Annotated in this window: 27 protein-coding genes; 16 read left to right on the top strand and 11 right to left on the bottom strand. The window is 60.0% G+C overall.

The window, feature by feature from the left end; genetic code table 11:
• Window positions 1–34: 34 nt before the first annotated feature.
• From dprA to QD357_RS24895, 4 genes are read right to left on the bottom strand one after another with little or no spacing between them, the layout of a single operon-like run.
• Window positions 35–1,186 carry a DNA-processing protein DprA gene (gene dprA, locus QD357_RS24880; protein ID WP_414125240.1) on the bottom strand — a complete coding sequence of 384 codons (1,152 nt, stop codon included), beginning with the start codon at window positions 1,184–1,186 and terminating at the stop codon, window positions 35–37.
• Entirely contained in the window at window positions 1,186–1,803 is a 618-nt protein-coding gene (plsY, locus tag QD357_RS24885) for a glycerol-3-phosphate 1-O-acyltransferase PlsY (protein WP_107107765.1), read from the bottom strand. The genes dprA and plsY overlap by 1 nt, the downstream gene beginning before the upstream one ends.
• Before the next feature lie 32 nt (window positions 1,804–1,835).
• Window positions 1,836–3,125, bottom strand: a complete 1,290-nt coding sequence (locus QD357_RS24890) for a dihydroorotase (protein WP_107107766.1) — start codon at window positions 3,123–3,125, stop codon at window positions 1,836–1,838.
• The gene (locus QD357_RS24895) at window positions 3,122–4,078 is read right to left on the bottom strand and encodes an aspartate carbamoyltransferase catalytic subunit (RefSeq protein ID WP_107107767.1); all 957 of its coding nucleotides are present in this window, start codon (window positions 4,076–4,078) and stop codon (window positions 3,122–3,124) included. The genes QD357_RS24890 and QD357_RS24895 overlap by 4 nt, the downstream gene beginning before the upstream one ends.
• A gap of 185 nt (window positions 4,079–4,263) precedes the next feature.
• Here QD357_RS24895 and QD357_RS24900 point away from each other — a divergent pair, with 185 nt between their 5' ends.
• The 6 genes from QD357_RS24900 to QD357_RS24925 all read left to right on the top strand — a co-directional run bounded on the left by QD357_RS24900 (window position 4,264) and on the right by QD357_RS24925 (window position 8,303).
• On the top strand, window positions 4,264–5,922 hold the full coding sequence (locus tag QD357_RS24900; protein ID WP_107108119.1) for an acyl-CoA dehydrogenase family protein: 1,659 nt from the start codon (window positions 4,264–4,266) through the stop codon (window positions 5,920–5,922).
• Window positions 5,923–6,018: 96 nt separating this feature from the next.
• On the top strand, window positions 6,019–6,264 hold the full coding sequence (locus tag QD357_RS24905; RefSeq protein ID WP_107107768.1) for a type II toxin-antitoxin system ParD family antitoxin: 246 nt from the start codon (window positions 6,019–6,021) through the stop codon (window positions 6,262–6,264).
• 26 nt (window positions 6,265–6,290) lie between these two features.
• Window positions 6,291–6,908 carry a GNAT family N-acetyltransferase gene (locus tag QD357_RS24910; RefSeq protein WP_107108120.1) on the top strand — a complete coding sequence of 206 codons (618 nt, stop codon included), beginning with the start codon at window positions 6,291–6,293 and terminating at the stop codon, window positions 6,906–6,908.
• A 103-nt stretch (window positions 6,909–7,011) separates the two neighbouring features.
• Complete coding sequence (locus QD357_RS24915) at window positions 7,012–7,671, top strand: TetR/AcrR family transcriptional regulator (RefSeq protein WP_107107769.1); 660 nt, start codon at window positions 7,012–7,014, stop codon at window positions 7,669–7,671.
• Window positions 7,672–7,800: 129 nt separating this feature from the next.
• A complete protein-coding gene (locus QD357_RS24920; RefSeq protein ID WP_181316033.1) occupies window positions 7,801–7,974 on the top strand; it encodes a hypothetical protein in 174 nt (57 codons plus the stop codon).
• On the top strand, window positions 7,971–8,303 hold the full coding sequence (locus QD357_RS24925; RefSeq protein ID WP_107107770.1) for a DUF6105 family protein: 333 nt from the start codon (window positions 7,971–7,973) through the stop codon (window positions 8,301–8,303). The genes QD357_RS24920 and QD357_RS24925 overlap by 4 nt, the downstream gene beginning before the upstream one ends.
• Here the strand turns inward: QD357_RS24925 and ruvX are convergent.
• Window positions 8,240–8,734, bottom strand: a complete 495-nt coding sequence (ruvX, locus tag QD357_RS24930; protein WP_107107771.1) for a Holliday junction resolvase RuvX — start codon at window positions 8,732–8,734, stop codon at window positions 8,240–8,242. The two genes, QD357_RS24925 and ruvX, sit on opposite strands and share 64 nt — an antisense overlap.
• A gap of 118 nt (window positions 8,735–8,852) precedes the next feature.
• Here ruvX and QD357_RS24935 point away from each other — a divergent pair, with 118 nt between their 5' ends.
• From QD357_RS24935 to gatA, 3 genes are all read left to right on the top strand, one after another.
• A complete protein-coding gene (locus QD357_RS24935; protein WP_107107772.1) occupies window positions 8,853–9,563 on the top strand; it encodes a metal-dependent hydrolase in 711 nt (236 codons plus the stop codon).
• Window positions 9,564–9,648: 85 nt separating this feature from the next.
• Window positions 9,649–9,936 (top strand): Asp-tRNA(Asn)/Glu-tRNA(Gln) amidotransferase subunit GatC, encoded by a 288-nt coding sequence (gene gatC, locus QD357_RS24940; protein ID WP_107108121.1) that lies wholly within the window; start codon window positions 9,649–9,651, stop codon window positions 9,934–9,936.
• Window positions 9,937–9,992: 56 nt separating this feature from the next.
• Complete coding sequence (gene gatA, locus QD357_RS24945) at window positions 9,993–11,474, top strand: Asp-tRNA(Asn)/Glu-tRNA(Gln) amidotransferase subunit GatA (protein WP_107107773.1); 1,482 nt, start codon at window positions 9,993–9,995, stop codon at window positions 11,472–11,474.
• Window positions 11,475–11,700: 226 nt separating this feature from the next.
• Here gatA and QD357_RS24950 read toward each other — a convergent pair whose 3' ends face one another.
• Entirely contained in the window at window positions 11,701–11,958 is a 258-nt protein-coding gene (locus QD357_RS24950; RefSeq protein WP_107108122.1) for a YjhX family toxin, read from the bottom strand.
• A 288-nt stretch (window positions 11,959–12,246) separates the two neighbouring features.
• Between QD357_RS24950 and QD357_RS24955 the strand changes: the two genes are divergently transcribed.
• The 3 genes from QD357_RS24955 to QD357_RS24965 all read left to right on the top strand — a co-directional run bounded on the left by QD357_RS24955 (window position 12,247) and on the right by QD357_RS24965 (window position 14,855).
• Entirely contained in the window at window positions 12,247–12,756 is a 510-nt protein-coding gene (locus QD357_RS24955; protein ID WP_107107774.1) for a GNAT family N-acetyltransferase, read from the top strand.
• 87 nt (window positions 12,757–12,843) lie between these two features.
• The gene (gene gatB, locus QD357_RS24960; RefSeq protein WP_107107775.1) at window positions 12,844–14,349 is read left to right on the top strand and encodes an Asp-tRNA(Asn)/Glu-tRNA(Gln) amidotransferase subunit GatB; all 1,506 of its coding nucleotides are present in this window, start codon (window positions 12,844–12,846) and stop codon (window positions 14,347–14,349) included.
• Window positions 14,350–14,354: 5 nt separating this feature from the next.
• A complete protein-coding gene (locus QD357_RS24965) occupies window positions 14,355–14,855 on the top strand; it encodes a GNAT family N-acetyltransferase (protein ID WP_107107776.1) in 501 nt (166 codons plus the stop codon).
• Here the strand turns inward: QD357_RS24965 and QD357_RS24970 are convergent.
• A complete protein-coding gene (locus tag QD357_RS24970) occupies window positions 14,848–15,507 on the bottom strand; it encodes a hypothetical protein (protein ID WP_107107777.1) in 660 nt (219 codons plus the stop codon). The two genes, QD357_RS24965 and QD357_RS24970, sit on opposite strands and share 8 nt — an antisense overlap.
• A gap of 53 nt (window positions 15,508–15,560) precedes the next feature.
• On the opposite strand from QD357_RS24970, the gene QD357_RS24975 reads away from it, so the two are divergent.
• From QD357_RS24975 to QD357_RS24985, 3 genes are all read left to right on the top strand, one after another.
• Window positions 15,561–16,028 carry a GNAT family N-acetyltransferase gene (locus QD357_RS24975; RefSeq protein WP_107107778.1) on the top strand — a complete coding sequence of 156 codons (468 nt, stop codon included), beginning with the start codon at window positions 15,561–15,563 and terminating at the stop codon, window positions 16,026–16,028.
• 105 nt (window positions 16,029–16,133) lie between these two features.
• Window positions 16,134–16,532 (top strand): NADH:ubiquinone oxidoreductase subunit NDUFA12, encoded by a 399-nt coding sequence (locus tag QD357_RS24980; RefSeq protein WP_107107779.1) that lies wholly within the window; start codon window positions 16,134–16,136, stop codon window positions 16,530–16,532.
• Between the two features lie 208 nt (window positions 16,533–16,740).
• The gene (locus QD357_RS24985; protein ID WP_107107780.1) at window positions 16,741–17,181 is read left to right on the top strand and encodes a DUF2155 domain-containing protein; all 441 of its coding nucleotides are present in this window, start codon (window positions 16,741–16,743) and stop codon (window positions 17,179–17,181) included.
• 82 nt (window positions 17,182–17,263) lie between these two features.
• On the opposite strand, the gene QD357_RS24990 is transcribed toward QD357_RS24985, so the two are convergent.
• Complete coding sequence (locus QD357_RS24990; RefSeq protein WP_181316034.1) at window positions 17,264–17,902, bottom strand: DUF1062 domain-containing protein; 639 nt, start codon at window positions 17,900–17,902, stop codon at window positions 17,264–17,266.
• A gap of 34 nt (window positions 17,903–17,936) precedes the next feature.
• Here QD357_RS24990 and QD357_RS24995 point away from each other — a divergent pair, with 34 nt between their 5' ends.
• Window positions 17,937–18,104 (top strand): hypothetical protein, encoded by a 168-nt coding sequence (locus tag QD357_RS24995; protein WP_181316035.1) that lies wholly within the window; start codon window positions 17,937–17,939, stop codon window positions 18,102–18,104.
• Between the two features lie 169 nt (window positions 18,105–18,273).
• Here QD357_RS24995 and QD357_RS25000 read toward each other — a convergent pair whose 3' ends face one another.
• From QD357_RS25000 to accC, 3 genes are all read right to left on the bottom strand, one after another.
• Window positions 18,274–19,230, bottom strand: coding sequence for a DUF2167 domain-containing protein (locus tag QD357_RS25000; protein ID WP_107107781.1), 957 nt, complete (start codon window positions 19,228–19,230; stop codon window positions 18,274–18,276).
• Between the two features lie 70 nt (window positions 19,231–19,300).
• Complete coding sequence (gene aat, locus QD357_RS25005) at window positions 19,301–19,924, bottom strand: leucyl/phenylalanyl-tRNA--protein transferase (RefSeq protein WP_107107782.1); 624 nt, start codon at window positions 19,922–19,924, stop codon at window positions 19,301–19,303.
• Between the two features lie 3 nt (window positions 19,925–19,927).
• Window positions 19,928–21,280, bottom strand: a complete 1,353-nt coding sequence (accC, locus tag QD357_RS25010) for an acetyl-CoA carboxylase biotin carboxylase subunit (RefSeq protein ID WP_181316036.1) — start codon at window positions 21,278–21,280, stop codon at window positions 19,928–19,930.
• Window positions 21,281–21,283: the final 3 nt, after the last annotated feature.

Raw genomic sequence — 21,283 nt, forward strand, 5'->3', positions numbered from 1 at the left:
TACGGTCATCATATCGGAATGGTCGGCAACATTTTCAATCCAACATCGAGATTGACACCAGTCCGCCGGGATGCCGATGCAGCCGGCCGGCCATGTCGAGTTCCAAAAGCACGGAATGGACTGAGGATACCGATAGACCGGTATGCCGGATGATATCGTCGATCTCTACCGGCGTCGGCCCGAGCGCATCGATGATCTCCCAGCGGTCGGTATCGTCCGGCGGCAATGATATCGGTTTGTCGCTCTTTTCAGCGGGCGCTTCGGCAAGCTGCGGGCGGAAAAGATCGGGCTCGGCCAGCGGCCTCAAGGCTTCGATGACATCTTCCGGCCTGGTCACGATCATCGCACCATCCTTCAACAAGCCATTGGTGCCTTCGCAACGCGGATCGAGCGGAGAACCGGGTACGGCAAATACCAGACGGCCGAATTCGCCCGCGAGCCGCGCGGTAATCAGTGAGCCGGAGCGCGTTGCCGCCTCGATCACGACGACGCCCAGCGAGATGCCTGCTATCAGCCGGTTGCGGCGCGGGAAATCCCGTGCGCGTGGTTCCCAGCCGAAGGGCATTTCGCTGACGGCGAGTCCATTGCCATCCCATATTTCATGCAAAAGGCCGATATTTTCGGGCGGATAGGGCTGATCGAGCCMGCCGGCCATCGCGGCGATCGTGCCGGTTTCCAGGCTGGCGCGGTGAGCCGCCGTGTCGATGCCGCGGGCAAGGCCGGAGACGACGGCATAGCCGGCTTGTCCGCAGGCGCGGGCGATCATTGCGGTGAATTTGGCGCCGCTGATCGAAGCGTTGCGCGAGCCGACGAGGCCGATCGCCGGCCKGGTTGCTGTCGGCAGATTGCCTTTGACGGCGAGAAGCGGCGGCGCGCCGTCGATCTCCCTCAGCGCCTGCGGATAGTCCGGTTCGCCGATGCCGACGAAGCGTGCGCCGAAACGATGGGCGGCTTCCAGTTCACGCAACGCATCCTGCTCGCTGGCAATGCGGATCACTCGGGTCGAGCCGCCGCGCTGCGACAGCTCCGGCAACGCGGCGAGTGCGGCTTCGGCTGAGCCGTAGTGACGGATGAGGTCGCGGAAGGTGGAAGGGCCGACATTGTCGGAACGGATCAGGCGGAGCCAAGCTATCCTTTGTTTTTCCGTCAGCGCAATTCCAATTCGTCCTGCGCTGCCTCTTCCCATTACCCCTTCGCTCCGATCTTGGTTTCCGTGCCGGCCGTCAGCCGGGCAATATTTGCTCTGTGCTTATACCAGGCGATGACGGTCATCAGCGCCATGGCCGCGGCGATCTTATCGGCGCCCAATATCCATAATGCAACCGGAATGACAAGGGTTGCAACCAACGCGGAAAGAGAGGAGTAGCGGGTCGTAAAGGCGATCGCCAGCCAGACGATGGAAAAGATCAGCGCCATCAACGGCGCGAGGCCCAGGAGAATACCGAGATAGGTCGCGACGCCCTTGCCGCCCTTGAAGCCGATCCAGACCGGAAAGATATGGCCGATGAAGGCGGAAAAACCGGCGAGCACGCTCGCATCCTCACCGAAGAAATGCGAGACGATCAGCACGGCGAGCGTCCCCTTGAAGGCGTCGAGCAGCAGCGTTGCTACCGCCAACGGCTTGTTGCCGGTGCGCAGCACATTGGTCGCGCCGATATTGCCGGAGCCGATCTTGCGGACATCGCCGAGGCCGGCCATCCGCGTCAGAACCAGGCCGAAGGGAATGGACCCGAGCAGATAGCCGATGACAATAGCTGCCAGCGCCGTCGGCAGGGTGAGCTGCCATGTCCAGAAATCCGCCATCACTTTTTATTCCCCATAAGCCCGAGCTTTGCCTAGAGACTGTGAACCAGCTTGCCTGCGACATAGGTCGCGACTGCCCTGCCGGTCATTCGTGCGTCTTCGAACGGTGTATTCTTCGAGCGCGACAGAAGCATGTCTTTGGCAACAAGCCAAGGCTCGTCGAGATCGATCAAGGCGATATCCGCCTTCGCGCCAGGCTTCAGCGTGCCGGCGTCAAGACCGAAGATCTGCGCCGGCCGTGTGGACAGGGCGTCGATCAGCCGCATCAGGCTGACTTCGCCGCTGTGATGCAGGCGAAGCGCGGCGGCCAGCAGCGTCTCCAACCCGATCGCGCCGTCCTCGGCCTCGCCGAAAGGCAGGCGCTTGGTATCCACATCCTGCGGGTCGTGCGCCGAGACGATGATGTCGATGGTGCCGTCCGCAAGCGCCTCGATCATGGCCGTGCGGTCATCCTCGGAACGCAGCGGCGGATAGACCTTGAAGAAGGTGCGGTACTCCCCGATGTCGTTTTCGTTGAGCGCCAGATTGTTGATCGAGATGCCGCAGGTGACCTTCGCGCCGCGCGAACGGGCGAGACGGATGGCCTCTGCCGATTCCGGCACGGAGATCATCGCCGCGTGATAATGGCTGCGGGTCAGCGCCGCGATCCTGAGATCGCGTTCCAGCGGGATGAGTTCCGATTCCTTCGGGATACCGGATAGCCCGAGCCAGCTTGCCAGCAGCCCCTCATGCATGACGCCGTTGGCGCCGAGATATTTGTCGCGGGTTTCGCAGGAGACAACGGCGCCGAATTCGCGCGCATAGGTCATGATGCGGCGCAGGACCTGCGTGTCATAGACGCCGGAATGCGCATCGGTGAAGACCACGGCGCCAGCTTCCCGGAGGAGGCCGATTTCCGTCATCTCCTCTCCAGCAAGCCCTTTGGTAATCGCCGCTGCCGGATAAACATTGACGACGGCGGTGTCGCGCGCCGTCTTCTTGACGAATTCGACCAAGGCGATGTCGTCGACGACGGGGTCTGTGTCCGGCATCATGATGAAGGAGGTCACGCCGCCTGCTGCCGCCGCGCAGCTCGCCGACGCGATGGTCTCGCGATGTTCACCGCCGGGCTCGCCGACATGGACGCGGGCATCGACAAGACCGGGCACGGCGACGAGGCCGGTGCAATCACGCACTTCAGCCCCTTTTGGCGCCGCACGCCCGAGCGCATCCTTGCCGGCAGCGAGAATGACGCCGTTTTCGACGATGATCGTGCCGACCTCGTCGAGATTGCGCGAGGGATCGATGATACGGACGTTCTGGAGGACGATCGAGTTGCTCATGCGCCAGCTCCCTCGGTGCGCGGCCCCTGGTTTTGTGAGATCAGCAGCGCTTCCATGACCGCCATGCGCACTGCGACACCCATTTCGACCTGTTCGGCGATGACGCTTTGCGGTCCGTCGGCCACCTCGGAGGCAATCTCGACGCCGCGGTTCATCGGACCGGGATGCATGACCAGCGCATCCTCCTTGGCCGCCTTCAGCGTCTCCGCATCGAGCCCGTAGAAGTGATAATATTCGCGCACCGACGGCACGAAAGCACCGGACATACGCTCACGCTGCAGCCGCAGCATCATCACCACGTCAGCGTCCTTCAGTCCTTCCTTCATGGAATGGAAGACCTCGACCCCCATGTCGGCGATCCCGGCGGGCAGCAGCGTGGCGGGAGCCACGACCCGGACCCGGGCGCCCATGGCATTCAGCAGCAGGATGTTGGAGCGTGCGACGCGCGAATGCTGTACGTCGCCGCAGATCGCCACGATGATGCGCGACAGCTTGCCCTTGGCGCGGCGGATGGTCAGTGCGTCGAGCAGCGCCTGTGTCGGGTGCTCGTGCTGGCCGTCGCCGGCGTTGACGACGGAGCAGGAGACCTTTTGTGCCAGCAGCGAGGCGGCACCGGCGCTGGAATGGCGGATCACGAGGACATCCGGCCGCATGGCATTCAGCGTCATCGCCGTGTCGATCAGCGTTTCGCCCTTCTTCACGGAAGAATTGCCGACCGACATGTTCATCACGTCGGCTCCGAGCCGCTTGCCGGCCAGCTCGAAGGAGGCCTGTGTGCGGGTCGAGGCTTCGAAAAAGAGGTTKATCTGCGTCAACCCGCGAAGCGTCGACGTCTTCTTTTCGCGTTGCCGGCTAATCTTCACCGCCTCGTCGGCCTTGTCGAGAAGATAGGTGATATCTTGTTCGGTGAGGCCCTTGATGCCGATGAGGTGGCGGTGGGGGAAGAAGACCATGACGCTGCCCTCCGGATTTCGTCAGGGGGTCTATAAAGAGGGAGTGCCTCAGGGGCAAGCGTGGGCTTTCGTCATGCCCGCTTGTTCCCCATGCAATTTCGTTCGAATCCCGCTACAGCGGCTATGCTGTTGGGAGACGAAAGTTCCAGTTTCCTTTTGCAACCCTCTTGCTCTACAAGCGATCCATGACCCAACCGACCCGGACTGACGACACATTTGCCGAACTGAACCAGCCGAGCCTCTGGTCCGGCATCAACGCTTATCGTTCCGATCCGCTGATCGTTGATTTGACGTCCGGCCTACCGCGTTCGACGCGTGACGATCTGGAGCAGATGGGCCGTTACGTCACCTCGCATGAGGCACAGGAACTGGCGCGCATGGCGAACCAGGGAGCGCCGCAACTGCGCACCCACGGCCCGCGTGGCGAACGGCTGGATGTCGTCGAGTTTCATCCGGCTTGGCATGCGTTGATGCGCCGCTCCATGTCGTCTGGCCTGCACTCCTCGATCTGGGATCCACAGGCTGACCCGGAAGCCAAGGGCCAGTCGCATAAGGTCCGTGCCGCGCGCTTCTATCTGACCGCACAATTGGAATGCGGCCATCTCTGCCCGCTGACCATGACCAGCGCCTCGGTCGCTGCAATGATGGCGTCTCCGGCGGTGCAGAAGGATTGGGCGCCGAAGATTCTCTCGCGCAAATATGATTCGTCCAACAAGCCGGCCATGCAGAAAAGCGCCGTCACCATCGGCATGGGCATGACGGAAAAGCAGGGCGGCACGGATGTGCGCGCCAACAAGACGACCGCCGACAAGGTTAGCGATGGCATCTATCGGCTCTCGGGCCACAAATGGTTCATGTCAGCGCCGATGAGCGACGCCTTCATTATGCTGGCGCAGACCAAGGACGGCATGGGCTGCTTCCTGGTGCCGCGCCTCCTCGAAGACGGTTCGGCCAATGGCCTGCAGTTCCAGCGGCTGAAGGACAAGCTCGGCAATCGCTCAAATGCGTCCTCCGAAGTCGAGTTCAGCGACACCTTCGGCTTCCTGCTCGGGGCGCCCGATGGCGGCGTTCGCACCATTCTCGATATGGTGACGCTGACACGCCTCGATTGCGCGCTGGCGTCTGCCGGCATCATGCGGGCCTCGCTCGCCGAAGCGGTGCACCATGCCCGCGGCCGCAGCGTCTTCGGCAAGATGCTGGTCCATCAGCCGATCATGACGCGCGTGCTTGCCGACATGGCGCTCGATGTTGCCGCAGCGACTGCCCTCGCCTTCCGTCTGGCGGAAGCCTTCGACAAGGCAAGCAGCAGCAGCGAAGATGCCGCCTATGCCCGCGTCATGACGCCGGTCGCGAAATATTGGTGCTGCAAGATCGCGCCCGCGCTGATCTACGAGGCGATGGAGTGCATCGGCGGCAGCGGCTATATCGAGGAACGCCCCATCGCCCGGCATTACCGGGAGGCGCCGGTCAATGCGATCTGGGAAGGCTCCGGTAACGTCATGGCACTTGACGTGCTGCGCGTTCTGAACCGGGGCAGAGATCTGTTCGAAACCGTCTTCGCCGGTCTTGCCCGCGATCTCGGTCCGGCCGGCAAGAAGACCATCGATGTTCTGCGCGCCGCCATGGCGCTTTGCGAACAGGATGAAGGTGCCGCTCGTCTGCTGATCGAGCAGATGGCACTCGCCGCGGGTGCGGCCGAACTCTATCGCCTGGGCGCAGGCAAGATCGCCGATGCCTTCATCGAAACCCGCTTGGCAGGCGGCTGGCGCGCCACCTACGGCATGCTGGATGCTCGCTTCGATGCGAGCTACATCGTCGATCTACTCTATCCGCCGGCGACTTGAAGCTGCCATTCAACGGAGACAGCGGGTTCGCGATAGCATCCATAGTTGATGCGATACCAATAATTATTATATATTGGTATCAGCAAGGAGTTGCCTATGGCCCGCAACACATCCATTTCGCTTGGTGACCACTTTACCGACTTCATCGACAGTCAAGTGCAGACAGGTCGATATGGCTCCGCCAGCGATGTTGTCCGGGCAGGGTTGCGTCTTCTGGAAGAACACGAGGCGAAGGTCAGGGTTCTTCAGGACGCACTCATCGCAGGGGAAGAGTCAGGGAAGCCGGGTCCTTTTGACAACGCTGCGTTCCTGAAGCGGATGCGAGCTACATATGGCGAGTAAGTCCGGTAGATATGGAAGAAGTCTCCATGATCAACCTCCGCTCCGTCCAACCCGATGACATCGATCAACTCTATGTCATCTCCCTGGTTACCGGCGATGCCGGCAGGGACGCGACGGCGCTCCATCGCGATGGACGGATGATTGGGCATATTTACTCGGTACCCTATGCGGCACTCAGCCCGGAAACCGTCTTTGTCGCCGAAGATGGGGAGGGCGTCTGCGGCTATATTGCCGGCGTCTTCGACACGGTTGCTTTCGAGGAAAGACTGGAGCGCGAGTGGTGGCCGGAGCTGCGCAAACGCTATGCGGAACCATCTGGCGATGCTTCGGCCTGGAATGCGGATCAGCAGAGAAGTTTTACGATCCATCATCCGAAGCGAGCGCCCGCCGCTCTCACCGATCCGTTCCCGGCGCATATTCATATGAATCTCCTGGCGCGCACGCAGGGGCAGGGCATCGGCAGTGCGCTTCTCGATCGATGGCTCTCGCATGCCCGCGCCCGTGGCGTCAGAGGCGTGCATCTCGGGGCAAATGTTGGCAACCACAATGGCATACGCTTCTGGGCATCGCGCGGATTTTCCCGGCTCGAACTGCCGCCGGAGCTGACGTCCGGAAACACCGTCTGGTTCGGCCAATCTCTCTAATCTGTGGATTCCACAGTTTTAAATCTATCGAATCTCATCGCCTCGTTGTTCACTTGTATGCGGCTTGCTATTCACCGGCTGGTGACAAGTTGGGGCCGAGATGATGTCAAGCGCAAACGCCGTTCTGAGAAAACCGATCGAAACGCCGGCTGAGCCGGAGAAGCGGGTGCGCAATCGCGCCGCCACCGAGCAGGCGATCCTGGATGCTGCGAAACGGCTGTTGGCGGAAGAGGGATTCCAGAATTTCGGCATCAACGCCGTCGCCCGCGGCGCCGGTTGCGATAAGCAACTGATCTATCGCTACTATGGCGGTCTCGATGGCCTGGTCGAGGCGATCGGCACTGATCTCGGCGGTTGGGTGCAGGATCGCATCCCCGACGATACCGGCGGCATGTTCCTACTGACCTATGGCGACCTGATGGAACGGCTGGCCCTGCTTTTCCTCGATGCATTGCGCGCCGATCCGCTGATGCGTCGCATCGTCGCTTGGGAGGTGTCCGAAAATACAGAGCAGGTGCGCCGGCTATCGGAAGCCCGCTCAAAGGCGCTTGCCGGCTGGATCGAGCGCATGCGCGGTTCGCTCACCCCGCCCAAGGGGATAGATACGGTCGCCGTCAATGCCATGATCTTTGCCGCTATTCAGCATCTCGTTCTTTCGGCGACCATCAGCGGCCAATGCGCCGGTCTTGCCCTGAAAACGGCGAAGGATTGGGAGAAGGCCGCGACCGCGCTGAAGCGGATCGTGCGCGGCGTCTACGGCTGACATCGCCGCCGCGCAGAAGATATCCACAGCCCCGTCTGGCCGTTAACCTTAACAATTGGTTTACGTTGCGCAGCACCGGTTAAATGGCCACTCTATGTGGACCGATTGTTAACCATTAAGCGTGCAGCCATGGGGCCCAGACCCGCAAAAATAGTGCTTCTTGTCGCGGCGATGATGTTCTTCGCCGTGCTGGCACTAGATATAACGCTACCGGCACTGGTGCTGAGCGCCATGGCATTGTCGAACTGGCTGGTCCTTTCGACTGAAGCGGCGCAATACCAGCGTCGAAGGGGAACCGCATGAAGTGGTTGCTGATATTCTGGGCCGCGCCGGTCTCGTTTCTCGGGGCTTGGTACTACCTGTCCTACTACGACATGAGTTTCGGCATCTTCATGTTCACGCGGCAGACGCACGACCTCGTCTTCCAGATCTACGGCAAGATCCTCGGCATCCCACCGGAAAGCATTCCGCCGCTGGTCGCCCGCGCCATCGCCTTCGACAGCCTGCTGGTTTTCGCCATCTTCGGCTTTCGCAAGCGCGCCGTCATTCTGGAATGGTGGAACCGCCGTCAAGTCTCGAGGTCGGGAAAGACCGGCCTGCCAAGCGCTGAAAGCCTATCCAAAGCTCCCTGAAGAATGAAGCTCGCGGCGGCCGAGTCGATCCGCTCGGCACGCTTGGCGCGCGACACATCCATTTCCAGCAGCGCCCGTTCGGCGGCGACCGTCGACAGCCGCTCATCCCAGAAGACGAAGGGCAGGGCGGTCTTGTCGGCCATGCTGCGCACGAAGGCCCGCGTMGCCTGCACGCGAGGCCCTGCCGAACCGTCCATGTTCATCGGCAGGCCGATGACGAAGGCCGCGACTTTTTCCTTTTCGGCGAAGGCAACCAGCACCTGGGCATCCTGGGTGAATTTCACCCGCTTGATCACCGGGCGAGGCGTGGCGAACCGCCGGCCGAGATCGGACATGGCGAGCCCGATCGTCTTGGTGCCGAGATCGAGCCCGGCKATCGGCTGACCGGGCAGGAGCATCACGGCGAGGTCTTCGATGGTCAGCGTCGTCATCAGCTCTCGTCCCCCGTCAAAACAAATTGAAGTCCGCGCCGCTTTTCTTTGTGGCGGTTTCGGATATGTCCTAAGACACCAGTCTTGCATTAGAAATCAAGTATTAAGGAGAAAATCCATGAAGATCACTTGGCTCGGCCATGCAGCCTTTCGCATCGAAACGGCTAGCGCCAAAATCCTTATCGACCCTTTCCTGAGCTACAATCCATCCTTCGCCGGCACGGGGCTAAATATCAAGGATGTAGCCGCCGGCATCACCCACATTCTCTTGACCCACGGTCACGGCGACCATGTCGGCGACACCGTTCAGATTGCCAAGGACACGGGCGCGGTTGTTCTCGCCAATGCCGATCTTGCTGCCTGGCTTAGCAGCAAGGGTGTCGAGAAGCTGGAAATGGGCAATACCGGCGGCACGGTCGGTCTCGGCGGTTTCTCTGCCACCTTCACGAATGCGCTGCACTCCTCCGCCCAACTCACCGAGGACGGTGTTTCGCATTCTCTCGGCAACGCGAACGGCCTGATGCTGCATTTCGACGACGAGCCGACGCTGTTCCACATGGGCGACACGGACATCTTCTCCGACATGGGCCTGATCAACGAACTGCATCAGCCTGATATCGGCATTGTGCCGATCGGCGACCGCTTCACCATGGGCGGCGCCGTTGCCGCGCTCGCCTGCCAGCGCTTCTTCAACTTCAAGACCGCCATTCCGGGCCACTACGGCACGTTCCCGATCATCGACCAGACCGCGGAAAAGTTCATCGCCGGCCTGGAAGGCTCGAAGACGGCGGTCGCGGCTCCGAAGCCCGGTGAGACCATCTCGGCGTAACGATACCCGTTGCGTATAGCGGACATGGCCTTTATAGCGTGAGGAAAATCCACTGTTGGTGGATATCAACTATCCGGAGAATGCCATGTCCGTCGATCTCGCCACCGTCAAACGCGTCGCCCATCTTGCGCGTATCGCCGTCAATGAGGACGAAGCGCAGAGAATGATGGGCGAACTGAACGGCATTCTGGGCTTCGTCGAGCAGCTTTCCGAAGTGAATGTCGATGGTATCGAGGCCATGACCTCCGTCACGCCGATGGCGATGAAGAAGCGGACTGATGGTGTCACCGATGGCAGCAAGGCCTCCGACATCGTCGCCAATGCGCCGAATACCGACCAGAATTTCTTCCTGGTTCCCAAAGTTGTTGAATAACGGCCGGACGAGCCTGTTCCGACCCATTGCCCTCATTAGACCTGAAGCGAAACAAGATGAGTGAACTGACCAGCCTGACCATTGCCGAAGCCCGCGACAAGCTGCGCGCCAAGGACATCACCGCCACCGAATTGACCGAGGCCTATCTTTCGGCGATCGAGGCGGCCAATGCTCAGTTCAATGCCTATGTGAAGGTGACGCCGCAAAAGGCGCTCGCAATGGCCAAGGTGTCGGACGCCCGCCTTGCGGAAGGCAAAGCCGGCGCGCTGGAAGGCATTCCACTCGGGATCAAGGACCTGTTTGGCACCGAAGGCATTCATACCCAGGCCTGCAGCCACATCCTGGACGGTTTCGAGCCGCACTACGAATCGACCGTCACGCAGAACCTTTGGAACGACGGCGCCGTCATGTTGGGCAAGCTCAACATGGATGAGTTCGCCATGGGTTCCTCCAACGAGACCTCCTATTACGGCCCGGTGATCAACCCCTGGCGCGCCGCCGGTTCCAACCAGCAGCTCGTTCCCGGCGGTTCCTCGGGCGGTTCGGCCGCTGCCGTCGCCGCGCATCTCTGCGCCGGCGCCACGGCTACCGACACCGGCGGCTCCATCCGCCAGCCGGCCGCCTTCACCGGCACGGTCGGTATCAAGCCGACCTATGGCCGTTGCTCGCGTTGGGGCATTGTCGCCTTCGCCTCGTCGCTCGACCAGGCCGGCCCGATTGCTCGCGATGTTCGCGACGCAGCCATCCTCCTGAAGTCGATGGCAAGCGTCGACGCCAAGGACACKACCTCGGTCGATCTGCCCGTGCCGGATTACGAAGCCTCGCTCGGCAAGTCGCTCAAGGGCATGAAGATCGGTATCCCGAACGAATACCGTGTCGACGGCATGCCGGAAGAGATCGAAACCCTTTGGCAGCAGGGCATTGCCTGGCTGAAGGATGCAGGCGCAGAGATCGTCAACATCTCGCTGCCGCACACGAAATATGCCCTGCCGGCCTATTACATCGTCGCGCCTGCCGAAGCGTCCTCGAACCTCGCCCGTTACGACGGCGTGCGCTACGGCCTGCGCGTCGATGGCAAGGACATCGTCGACATGTATGAAAAGACGCGCGCTGCCGGCTTCGGCCAGGAAGTGAAGCGCCGCATCATGATTGGCACCTACGTTCTGTCGGCCGGCTACTACGACGCCTATTACCTGCGCGCCCAGAAGGTTCGCACGCTGATCAAGCGCGATTTCGAACTCGCCTTCAACGCCGGCGTCGACGCCATCCTGACGCCCGCCACGCCGTCCTCGGCCTTCGGCATCGCCGACGAAAACCTCGCTTCCGATCCGGTCAAGATGTACCTCAACGACATCTTCACGGTAACGGTCAACATGGCCGGTCTCCCCGGCATCGCCGTTCCCGCCGGCCTCGACCCGAAGGGCCTGCCGCTCGGCCTGCAGCTCATCGGCAAGCCATTCGACGAGGAAACCCTGTTCAAGACCGCCCACGTCATCGAACAGGCCGCCGGCAAGTTCACGCCGGCGAAGTGGTGGTAAGTAGCATATCCGGAAAGGTCGATAGCTGAAAGTGACGGGCCAGACCTCGTGGTTCGAGGCCCTGTCACCTTCGCTATCGCTTCGGTGCCAGAGCACCTCACCATGAGGTCTGGAGCGGCCGAATATCTGACGGCAAGCGAGGGGAGTAGCCCTCATGGTGAGGTTTGAAGCCCTTTGAGCATAGCGAAATGGCGGAGCCTCGAACCACGAGGGCGGATGATGCGGCCTACCTATTATCCAACTGCGCCCTCACCAGCCGCAATCCGTGCTCGGTAATCCGATACGGATGACCGTCGGAGGATTTGATGGCTCTTAGGCGTTTGAGTTTGCGGAAGAGATCGAGGCCGAAGCCGGGATAAAGCCAGCCGTCGCGTGTAAAGCAACGGACGGTCTCGATCTTCTTGTTTTCGGAGCGATTGATTTCAATGCGGCCGCCTTGGGCGAGCAGATGCAGAATGCGCTGTTCGGCGCGGGAAATATCCATGGTTTTCAAGATCCGGAAAGCGCCGTAAGGCGCGACAAAACGATCCGACATTCCCTTGGGGAATTCGGGGCTTCGTTTCGGGCCCAGCGCGCAAGAAAGACTTGCGGGCAGGGCCTTTACCGGGTMTGAGAAAAGGTGGACATCAAGACTCCATTGATGCCTAACATCTAAAGCAGGTTGTATTCTCGGTCAAGTTTCACTCCTGTTAGCCATCCTGCGCCTGTTCTCATTTGGCGGCTGGAAAAAGCCCTTTTCCGGTGTTTTACTGCTGAAAACGGCGGGGGCCTGATGATCCATATTCGCAATGCCCACGAGGGAGAGACGGAGATATTAGTCAATATCGGCCTGCGGTCGTGGCAAACGGCCATGCGGTCGATCGGTGGCACGGATGCTCTGCTCGAAAGTGCCAGAGAAGCCTTCTCGAATTTCACCCGCAGGTCATGGCTGACTATCACGATTGTGGAGCTGAACGGACTTGTTGCCGGCTGGGCTGCTCGCGAGGCGTTAGACGAGAATATCTCCGATTTCTGGATCGATCCCGATCACCTGCGGCAGGGGCTTGGTTCGGCACTGCTGGCGCAGATCGAGAAGGATGTTCTGGAGCAGGGGCTGGAGAAGGTCGCGGTGCAGACCCACGCAGGCAATACCGACGCGATCGAGTTCTTCAAAGCACACGGCTATGCCATCCATTGGCTCTCCGTTGACTATTCCCCGAAGCTCGATCGCGACGTGCCGACGGTCGGCCTTTCGAAACCGCTGCTCGATAGTAGCGAAGGGACATATGGCACGGGCATATAACGGCAGCGGGGTGCTGAAAGTCTTGCGCCGCACCGCCAATTGCTCTACCTCACAAAGTTCAGAAGAACAGCATTTCAAGAGCCTCTCATGACCATTGTCGACGTCCGCACGCCAGATCCGAAGCGTTTCATTCCCGGTGCCACCGGCGATTGGGAAGTTGTTGTCGGGATGGAAGTCCATGCCCAGGTGTTGAGCAAATCCAAGCTCTTCTCCGGCGCTTCGACAGAGTTTGGCAAGCCGCAGAATTCCAACGTGTCGCTGGTCGACGCCGCCATGCCCGGCATGCTGCCCGTCATCAATGAGGAATGCGTCAGGCAGGCGGTCCGCACCGGCCTCGGTCTGAAGGCTCAAATCAACAAGCGCTCGGTCTTCGACCGCAAGAACTATTTCTATCCCGACCTGCCGCAGGGCTACCAGATCTCGCAGTACAAGGATCCGATCGTCGGCGAAGGCAAGATCGTCATTTCGCTCGGTCCGGATCGCCAGGGCCAGTTCGAGGACATCGAGATCGGCATCGAGCGCCTGCACCTGGAGCAGGACGCCGGCAAGTCGATGCACGACCAGCACGCCACCATGTCCTACGTCGACCTCAACCGTTCCGGCGTGGCGCTGATGGAAATCGTCTCCAAGCCGGACATGCGCTCGTCGGACGAGGCGAAGGCCTATATGACCAAGCTGCGCTCGATCGTGCGTTATCTCGGCACTTGCGACGGCAACATGGACGAAGGCTCCATGCGCGCCGACGTCAACGTCTCCGTCCGCCGTCCGGGTGGAGAGTTCGGCACGCGCTGCGAGATCAAGAACGTCAACTCGATCCGTTTCATCGGCCAGGCGATCGAATACGAAGCCCGCCGCCAGATTGCGATCCTCGAGGACGGTGGCACGATCGATCAGGAAACCCGGCTGTTCGATCCGAACAAGGGCGAAACGCGATCCATGCGCTCCAAGGAAGACGCGCATGATTACCGCTATTTCCCCGATCCGGACCTGCTGCCGCTCGAATTCGACGACGCATTTATCGATGCCTTGAGAGCCAATCTGACGGAACTGCCCGACGACAAGAAGGAGCGTTTCGTTCGTGAAATGGGCCTGTCGATCTATGACGCCTCCGTGCTCGTCTCGGAAAAGGCGATTGCCGATTATTTCGAAACGGTCTCTGCCGGCCGCGACGGCAAGATCGCKGCAAACTGGGTGATCAACGACCTCTTGGGTGCCTTGAACAAAACCGGCAAAACCATTGAAGAGACTCCGGTTTCGCCCGCCCAGCTCGGCGCCATCATCGACCTGATCAAGGCCGAAACCATCTCCGGCAAGATCGCCAAGGACCTGTTCGAAATCGTGCTCAACGAGGGCGGCGATCCTGCCGAGATCGTCGAAGCCCGCGGCATGAAGCAGGTCACCGACACTGGCGCCATCGAGAAGGCGGTCGACGAGATCATCGCCGCCAATCCGGATCAGGTCGCCAAGGTCAAGGCTAAGCCGACGCTTGCTGGCTGGTTCGTCGGTCAGGTAATGAAGTCGACCGGTGGCAAGGCCAATCCGCAGGCGGTACAAGGTCTCGTCAAGGCCAAGCTCGGCATCGAAGAGGAATAGGCTCCGTGTATTTCGTCCGCACGGCCGGCGAGAAGGATCTCGGGAAGGTCCGCGACCTTCTCGTCGAGACTTGGCATGCGGCTTACGACCGGCACTTTGGCGCGGCGAAGGTCGATGAACTGATCGAGTTTCTGCTCTCGCCGGCCAAGCTGAAGGCGCGGTTGGCGAAGCGGCAATCGGAGTTCCTGGTCGCCGACAATGGCGAGGATATCGGCGGCATGGGTTATGCCGTCATGTCCGAGCAGATGACCAAGACCGTTCTCCTACATATGCTCTATGTCCGTCCCTCACTGCAACGCAACGGCATCGGCCGCGACATCTTCGCCGAGCTGGAAACCTGCTTTCCGGACGCCGAAGTCATGCGCCTCGACGTCGAACCCAAAAACGCCGAAGCGATCGCCTTCTACAAAGCCCACGGCTTCACCGAGGTCGGCCGCAACGAGAATGCGGGGCAGGGACAGTCGGGCATTCCGGCGTTGGTGTTTGAGAAGCGGCTGACTACGTAACTGGCGTGGCGGGTGCAGCGCTCGCATACTGCTTGTGGAACGCCAGCATGAGATCAAGAAGTTCCTTCCTTGAAACCGAAAGGTTTGCCATCGCGATGTAAACGCGCTGTGTACCGTCTTTGTTGTCTTTTATCCGAAGTCTCGCAGCAGGCGTCGTTTGCTCCAAGTGTACGCCAGAGCGCAACCAAAACTTGATGTTACGCCTATCCCTATATTTGGACAGGCTGAGATCGCTTGGAATTGTCAATTTCCCATACAGTCCAGACATGGCCAAGAGGCGCAGAGTACCACGGGAGATGAAACGGAGGATCTCCGCATTAGGAGAATTGGGCTCGAATTTCAGTGCGTCCACATCGATGTGCTCTATGGCGGACCACGGAATGAAACCCAGCCCAAATCGGCTATCCAATATGCCTTCCGGGCCGATAGTCACGATCGCGCTATTGGATTGAGAGGTTATTGTTCGAAGCGCGACAACGACATAGAAGGATACAGGCAGCAAAAGTAAAATTAAAAGAAGCTTAAATGCCGCGTCGGTGTTTGGCACTACGAGCAAAAATAAAAGCAGCCCCATCAGGGATATTTGCAGGACTGTTTTTAGGTGCAGTTCGGGCATGAAGTATTGAAATGAGTGTGTTTCGCTCGCAGACATACGGCCTTCCAGAGTCACAGCGTTGCCGTTCAGTTAGACGTAGGTAGAAAACATTGCCGCCACAAGATCTACTTATCCGCGCAGCCAGAGAAGCTGACCTTCCTTCCTTGATCGCCCTCTTCGCCGCCGATGCTCTCGGCGGTCACGGCGACACGACCGATCCCGCCGCATATGAAGACTACCTCCGCGCCTTTCGCACGATCCAATCCTCGCCAGATCAAACACTCTATGTCGCCGAGTTCCGCGGCGAGGTCGTCGGTACATTCCAGACCATGATCACGACATCGCTGACCGGCCGCGGTTCTTCCTCGATGATCATCGAGGCGGTTCAGACGCGCTCGGATCTGCGCGGACAGGGGATTGGTGCCGCGATGATCAATTTTTGCATTGCCGAGGCAAAAAGCCGCGGCATGCGGTTGGTGCAACTGACGTCGAATGCTCTTCGCAAGGATGCCCATCGCTTCTATGAGAGATTGGGTTTCAAGCCGAGCCATCTTGGCTTCAAGATGGCTTTGAAATGACCGCTTTTCCCGCTGGAATCACTGGACAAGGCGGCATAGTGGCGGCATAAGCGAGGGATCGAATTCTGGTTTCGCACGCACTCCCAGCGGGCATAAGGAAAAGACATGTGGAATTTACTCGTACAAACCTTCACCTGGTGGAATGGTCAGACGATGGGCACCCGCTTTGCGACCTGGCGGTTCGGCAAGCGCGTCGGCGAGGATGAATTCGGCAATGTCTACTATGAGGGCGGCACGTCGTCCTACGGTCTTCCGAAGCGCTGGGTGATCTACAAGGGTTATGCCGAAGCTTCCGCCATTCCTCCGGGCTGGCACGGCTGGATGCACCACCGCACCGACGTTCCGCCGACCAAGGACAACTACGTTGCCAAGGAATGGCAGAAGGCGCATCGCGCCAATCCGACTGGCTCGCCGCAGGCCTATCGCCCGCCGGGCTCGTTGGCCGTTGCCGGCGAACGTCCGCGCGTGACCGGCGACTACGACGCCTGGACGCCGGGCAACTGAGCACGGAAGGCCGGCCCGTCCTTTGGCCACAATTGGCCTTTAGAGTAGTTCCAGGAAAAGTGCGAAGCGGTTTTCCGTCCGGAATGCGTAAAAAAACAAAAAGATAGAGCGGGGAAAGCGATTCCAGGGAACGCTGATCCGCTCTTGGCGCAGAACATGCCGGCTCGTGCTCGGCGCTTTGACCGAGACCAAGCGGAGATTGGCGGATATGACGTTTTTCACGCGGAGCGCTTCTTTGCGTGCGATATCGGGAGTGGCGCTTGCCCTTGCTGCGGGCGCTGTCTTGCCGCCGTCTGCAGAGGCTGCCCGCATCTCCAACCCCGTCGCCGTTTTCTCCGGCCTCGACAAGATCACCGGCCGCATCACCACGTTCGATGTCTACATCAACGAGACCGTGCAGTTCGGCGCGCTGCAGGTGACGCCGAAGGCCTGCTATTCGCGTGACGATACCGAGCAGCAGAAGGTCGACGGTTTCGTCGAGGTGGACGAGATCACCCTCGACCGCCGCATCCGCCGCATCTTCACCGGCTGGATGTTTGCCGACAGCCCAGGCCTCAACGCCGTCGAACATCCGATCTATGACGTCTGGCTGAAAGAGTGCAAGCAGAAGTCGGATATCCCGCCGCCGGACAGCGCCGGCGCCAAGTAAAACGCTTCTCTCCAAATATCGCAAAGCGGCAAGATTGGCTCACGAAGGCAACACCGTCGCGAGCAATCCTGTGGCAATCCGCTCAGCCGTCCTTCCTGCCCAAAGCAGCTACTTTCCAAATCGAATGCCGGTCGGTGTCGTCGGAGAGATCGATGACGATGCGCGAGCCGTCTTTGATCCTTCGCCGCATGGCATCGGCGCGATCCGGATGGATCAGAAGTTTTGCGCCGTGGTTCAGCGCCTGTAGCCGGGAGCGTGAGATGCTGAGTTCGGACGCAAGCAAGCGGTCGAGGCGGGAGTTGAAAGGAAGCGCAACCGCCAGACCAATTTCCAGCATCGTCCAGCCATCCGGTTCGTTCAACGCCTCTTTCTCGATATCTGCATCGGCAAATTCGTCGACGCGTTGAGCCTTGCGCCGCAGCCCGTTGAGATCGAATTCCCAGGCCCGTATCCAGTCGGGATCGTTGCCCTGCAGTGCTTCCAGAACAAGAGGATTGAGATCACGAATCGCCTGACGCTCAAAGAGCGTTCGGTTCCATGTCTTATCGCAATCCACGCATTTATAGACGAGCCAGGCATCGAGCTTCTTGCCGTTGGCGTTGAGCCGGACCCTGCCGCTCGACTTAAAAGGCTTGAGGCATCCGCATCCGCTGCAGGCGATCCATGGCTGAGGGGCAGTTCGAGGATTGATGGTCCATCGGACCTGGAGAATATTGCACATACCGTCTTGGTCTTCCGTTCGGAAGTTCACCAAGTTGGCGGTAAGACAAGCCCACTACGGGCGCGGCGTGGCGATGTTTCGGACGGCTGAAGAACTGAGACAGCAATGGCTGCGCATGGCGCATTTCAACAATGCCAAACCGGTCTCAGGCCACCACCCGATGAACATGATCATACGTCCGGCAGCGATGACGCTGGCCTGACATACAGGGTGAAACTGGATGAGACCGGTATTTACGACGGCAAAGTGGAACCTCGATGCACCAACGCTCTTCAGGCGAGCATTAGCAGATAAAAACGCGGATTTGAAGCCGTTGGCGCCCCGGAAAGCCTATGGCGCTTTCAGCGCGCGCCAGACGGCCGGAGCCGTTCTCAGGCGTCGGTACTTTTATCCCGGCGAAACGCACCAAGGATCTTTCGCCCTATGGCAGCAATCCCGGCGACAACGACGATCAGCCCTTTTTTCAACGCCAGCAGCGCTACGCCGAAGCTCTTGAAGAAGCCGAGGACGACCGCCAGGAAGCCGAGCTTTGCGGCGATCTTCACGCCGGCGCCGGCGGCGATCATACCCGCCATGCTGTAGGCAGCGATCTTGTCGCCGTTGACAAAGTCGGCATAGCGCTTGCCGCTGTCATATTGCACGGCGTTGATGACATTCGGGATGGCATTGTTGATGTCTTGCAACTGGTTGAGGCCGGCCACGAAATCGAGTTCCATGACGCCTTCGCGACCGAGCACGCGCACCGAATAGTTCAGCGTATGCAGACCATTGGTGTCCTTGCCGAAGACAAGGTCGCGGGCCCAGTGAAGCGCATGGGTCGCCTTGTCGTAGTGCGGCGGCTCGGCCCAGCCGACCAGAGTGATCGGAGCGTAGCCTTGCTGCTCGCGTTCGGGATTTTGTTCCTTGATCCCATCCTGGATTTGCTTCAGCAGGGCGTTATAGTCTGTCGACGCGGCGTCATCGTCGGAGACATGGCCGCTGCCATCATATTCGACGACCGCACCCCAGGTGCGCGGATCAATCGGCGCATATTTCGCTGGGAAGATCATGCCGAGCGTACCTTCGGCCGCGCTGGCCGGATTACCCCAGAGCTGAACCAGCACTTTGCGCGTATCTTCCGGATTGAGATAGTAGAGCTGGTCAGAGACATTCAGCATCGCGTCGGCGCCGGGCAATTTGATCGGTCCCTGCTGAAAATCGATGGTCTTCAGCACGGCTCCTCTGCCGCTCTCCGGAGCGTCGGTGCCGAACATGTCGTGAAAGGATTTGGCGTTGGCCTGCGTTGCGGCCAATGCGGCGAGAAATACGATTGCAAGATATTTTTTCAAGATACTACCCCCGGCTGTTGTGCCGAACGTAGCGGATTCTTGATTTAAATCAATGTATGTATGGGGGTTCTCAACTGCCGGTGAAGCTCAGATTGGGCGATTCCATCGCTTTCTCAAGCATCCTGGCATATTGATCCTTCGGCACGTCGATTGCGCCGAATGTCCTCAAATGCTCGGTGGTGAATTGAGTATCGAGGAGAGTGAAGCCACGCTGCTTGAGGCGCTCGACGAGATAGACGAGACAGATCTTCGAGGCGTCCGTGCGGCGTGAGAACATGCTCTCCCCGAAGAAGGCCGAACCCAGCGATACGCCGTAGAGCCCGCCAACCAGTTTGCTACCCTCCCAGGCCTCGACGGAGTGGGCGTGGCCGATATGGTTCAGGGTCGAATAGAGCGACTTGATGGTCTTGTTGATCCAGGTGCTTGGCCGACCGCTGGTCTGCTCGGCACAGGCGGCAATGACCGCGTCGAAATCCGTGTTGAACCTGATATCGAAGGGCTTGTGGCGGATGGTCTTCGCCAGGCTTTTCGAAACGTGGAAGGTGTTGAGCGGCAGCACGCCGCGCAGTTCCGGTTCGACCCAGAAGATTTCCGGATCGTCAGCCGATTCCGCCATCGGGAAGAGACCGATGGAATAGGCGCGCAGCAGAATCTCAGGAGTAATGCCCGGATTTCTGCCGCGCGGTCCTGCCATAGGTCAAGCCGAGCCTTTCGCCAGATAGTCTTCCAGCCAATGGATATCATAGTCGCCATTGGCGATATCCTGATTGGAAACCAGATCCTGGAACAGAGGCAGAGTGGTTTTGATGCCATCGACCACGAACTCATCGAGCGCGCGGCGCAGGCGCATCATGCATTCGACGCGGGTGCGGCCATGCACGATCAGCTTGCCGATCAGGCTGTCGTAGTAGGGCGGAATTCTGTAGCCCTGATAGGCGCCAGAATCGATGCGCACGCCAAGGCCACCCGGCGCATGGAAATGCGTGATCGTACCGGGGGAGGGCACGAAAGTGCGTGCGTCCTCGGCATTGATGCGGCATTCGATGGCGTGGCCGTGGAAATGCACGTCCTCTTGTGTCACGGAAAGACCGCCGCCCGAGGCGACGCGAATCTGCTCATGCACGAGATCGATGCCGGTGATCGCTTCCGTGACCGGATGCTCGACCTGCAGGCGGGTGTTCATTTCGATGAAATAGAACTCGCCGTTTTCATAGAGGAACTCGATCGTGCCGGCGCCGCGATACTTGAGCTTCCTCATGGCGTCGGCGCAGATCTGGCCGATCTTCATGCGTTGCTCGACGTTGAGCGCCGGTGAATTGGCTTCTTCCCAGACCTTCTGGTGGCGGCGCTGCAGCGAGCAGTCGCGCTCTCCGAGATGCACGGCATTGCCTTCGCCATCGCCGAACACCTGGATTTCGATGTGGCGCGGCTTGCCGAGATATTTTTCCATATAGACGGATTCATTGCCGAAGGCGGCTGCGGCTTCGGTGCGTGCCGTCGACCAGGCTTCGAGGACATCCGCTTCCGTACGTGCCACTTTCATGCCGCGTCCGCCGCCGCCAGCGGTTGCCTTGATCAGCACGGGATAGCCGATTTCCTTGGCGGTCCTCAGCGCGTCCGCCTCGGTCTTCACTTCGCCGTCCGAGCCGGGAACGACGGGAATACCGAGCTGCTGCGCAGTCGTCTTGGCGGTGATCTTGTCGCCCATGATGCGGATATGATCCGCCGTCGGGCCGATGAAGGTGATGCCATGTGCTTCGAGAATGTCGGCGAACTTGGCGTTCTCCGACAGGAACCCATAGCCCGGATGAACGGCGTCGGCACCGGTGATCTCGCAGGCCGCGACGATCTGGTGGATGTTGAGATAGCTTTCGCGCGACGGCGGCGGGCCGATGCACACGCTTTCATCCGCCAGGCGCACATGCATAGCGTCGGCGTCGGCGGTCGAATGCACCGCAACACTCGCAATGCCGAGCTCCTTGCAGGCGCGCAGCACACGAAGGGCGATCTCTCCGCGATTGGCTATGAGAATCTTCGAAATCATGGGCATAGG

Source organism: Rhizobium sp. BR 317, assembly GCF_047445835.1.
GTDB classification, from domain to species: domain Bacteria; phylum Pseudomonadota; class Alphaproteobacteria; order Rhizobiales; family Rhizobiaceae; genus Rhizobium; species Rhizobium paranaense.

Bases quoted from the DNA above. Each gene is read 5' to 3' on its own strand.
- plsY (WP_107107765.1), bottom strand. From the start codon at position 1,803: ATGGCGGATTTCTGGACATGGCAGCTCACCCTGCCGACGGCGCTGGCA.
- QD357_RS24890 (WP_107107766.1), bottom strand. From the start codon at position 3,125: ATGAGCAACTCGATCGTCCTCCAGAACGTCCGTATCATCGATCCCTCG.
- QD357_RS24900 (WP_107108119.1), top strand. From the start codon at position 4,264: ATGACCCAACCGACCCGGACTGACGACACATTTGCCGAACTGAACCAG.
- QD357_RS24905 (WP_107107768.1), top strand. From the start codon at position 6,019: ATGGCCCGCAACACATCCATTTCGCTTGGTGACCACTTTACCGACTTC.
- QD357_RS24910 (WP_107108120.1), top strand. From the start codon at position 6,291: ATGATCAACCTCCGCTCCGTCCAACCCGATGACATCGATCAACTCTAT.
- QD357_RS24915 (WP_107107769.1), top strand. From the start codon at position 7,012: ATGTCAAGCGCAAACGCCGTTCTGAGAAAACCGATCGAAACGCCGGCT.
- QD357_RS24920 (WP_181316033.1), top strand. From the start codon at position 7,801: ATGGGGCCCAGACCCGCAAAAATAGTGCTTCTTGTCGCGGCGATGATG.
- QD357_RS24925 (WP_107107770.1), top strand. From the start codon at position 7,971: ATGAAGTGGTTGCTGATATTCTGGGCCGCGCCGGTCTCGTTTCTCGGG.
- QD357_RS24935 (WP_107107772.1), top strand. From the start codon at position 8,853: ATGAAGATCACTTGGCTCGGCCATGCAGCCTTTCGCATCGAAACGGCT.
- gatC (WP_107108121.1), top strand. From the start codon at position 9,649: ATGTCCGTCGATCTCGCCACCGTCAAACGCGTCGCCCATCTTGCGCGT.
- QD357_RS24950 (WP_107108122.1), bottom strand. From the start codon at position 11,958: ATGGATATTTCCCGCGCCGAACAGCGCATTCTGCATCTGCTCGCCCAA.
- QD357_RS24955 (WP_107107774.1), top strand. From the start codon at position 12,247: ATGATCCATATTCGCAATGCCCACGAGGGAGAGACGGAGATATTAGTC.
- QD357_RS24970 (WP_107107777.1), bottom strand. From the start codon at position 15,507: ATGTCTGCGAGCGAAACACACTCATTTCAATACTTCATGCCCGAACTG.
- QD357_RS24980 (WP_107107779.1), top strand. From the start codon at position 16,134: ATGTGGAATTTACTCGTACAAACCTTCACCTGGTGGAATGGTCAGACG.
- QD357_RS24985 (WP_107107780.1), top strand. From the start codon at position 16,741: ATGACGTTTTTCACGCGGAGCGCTTCTTTGCGTGCGATATCGGGAGTG.
- QD357_RS24990 (WP_181316034.1), bottom strand. From the start codon at position 17,902: ATGTGCAATATTCTCCAGGTCCGATGGACCATCAATCCTCGAACTGCC.
- aat (WP_107107782.1), bottom strand. From the start codon at position 19,924: ATGGCAGGACCGCGCGGCAGAAATCCGGGCATTACTCCTGAGATTCTG.
- accC (WP_181316036.1), bottom strand. From the start codon at position 21,280: ATGCCCATGATTTCGAAGATTCTCATAGCCAATCGCGGAGAGATCGCC.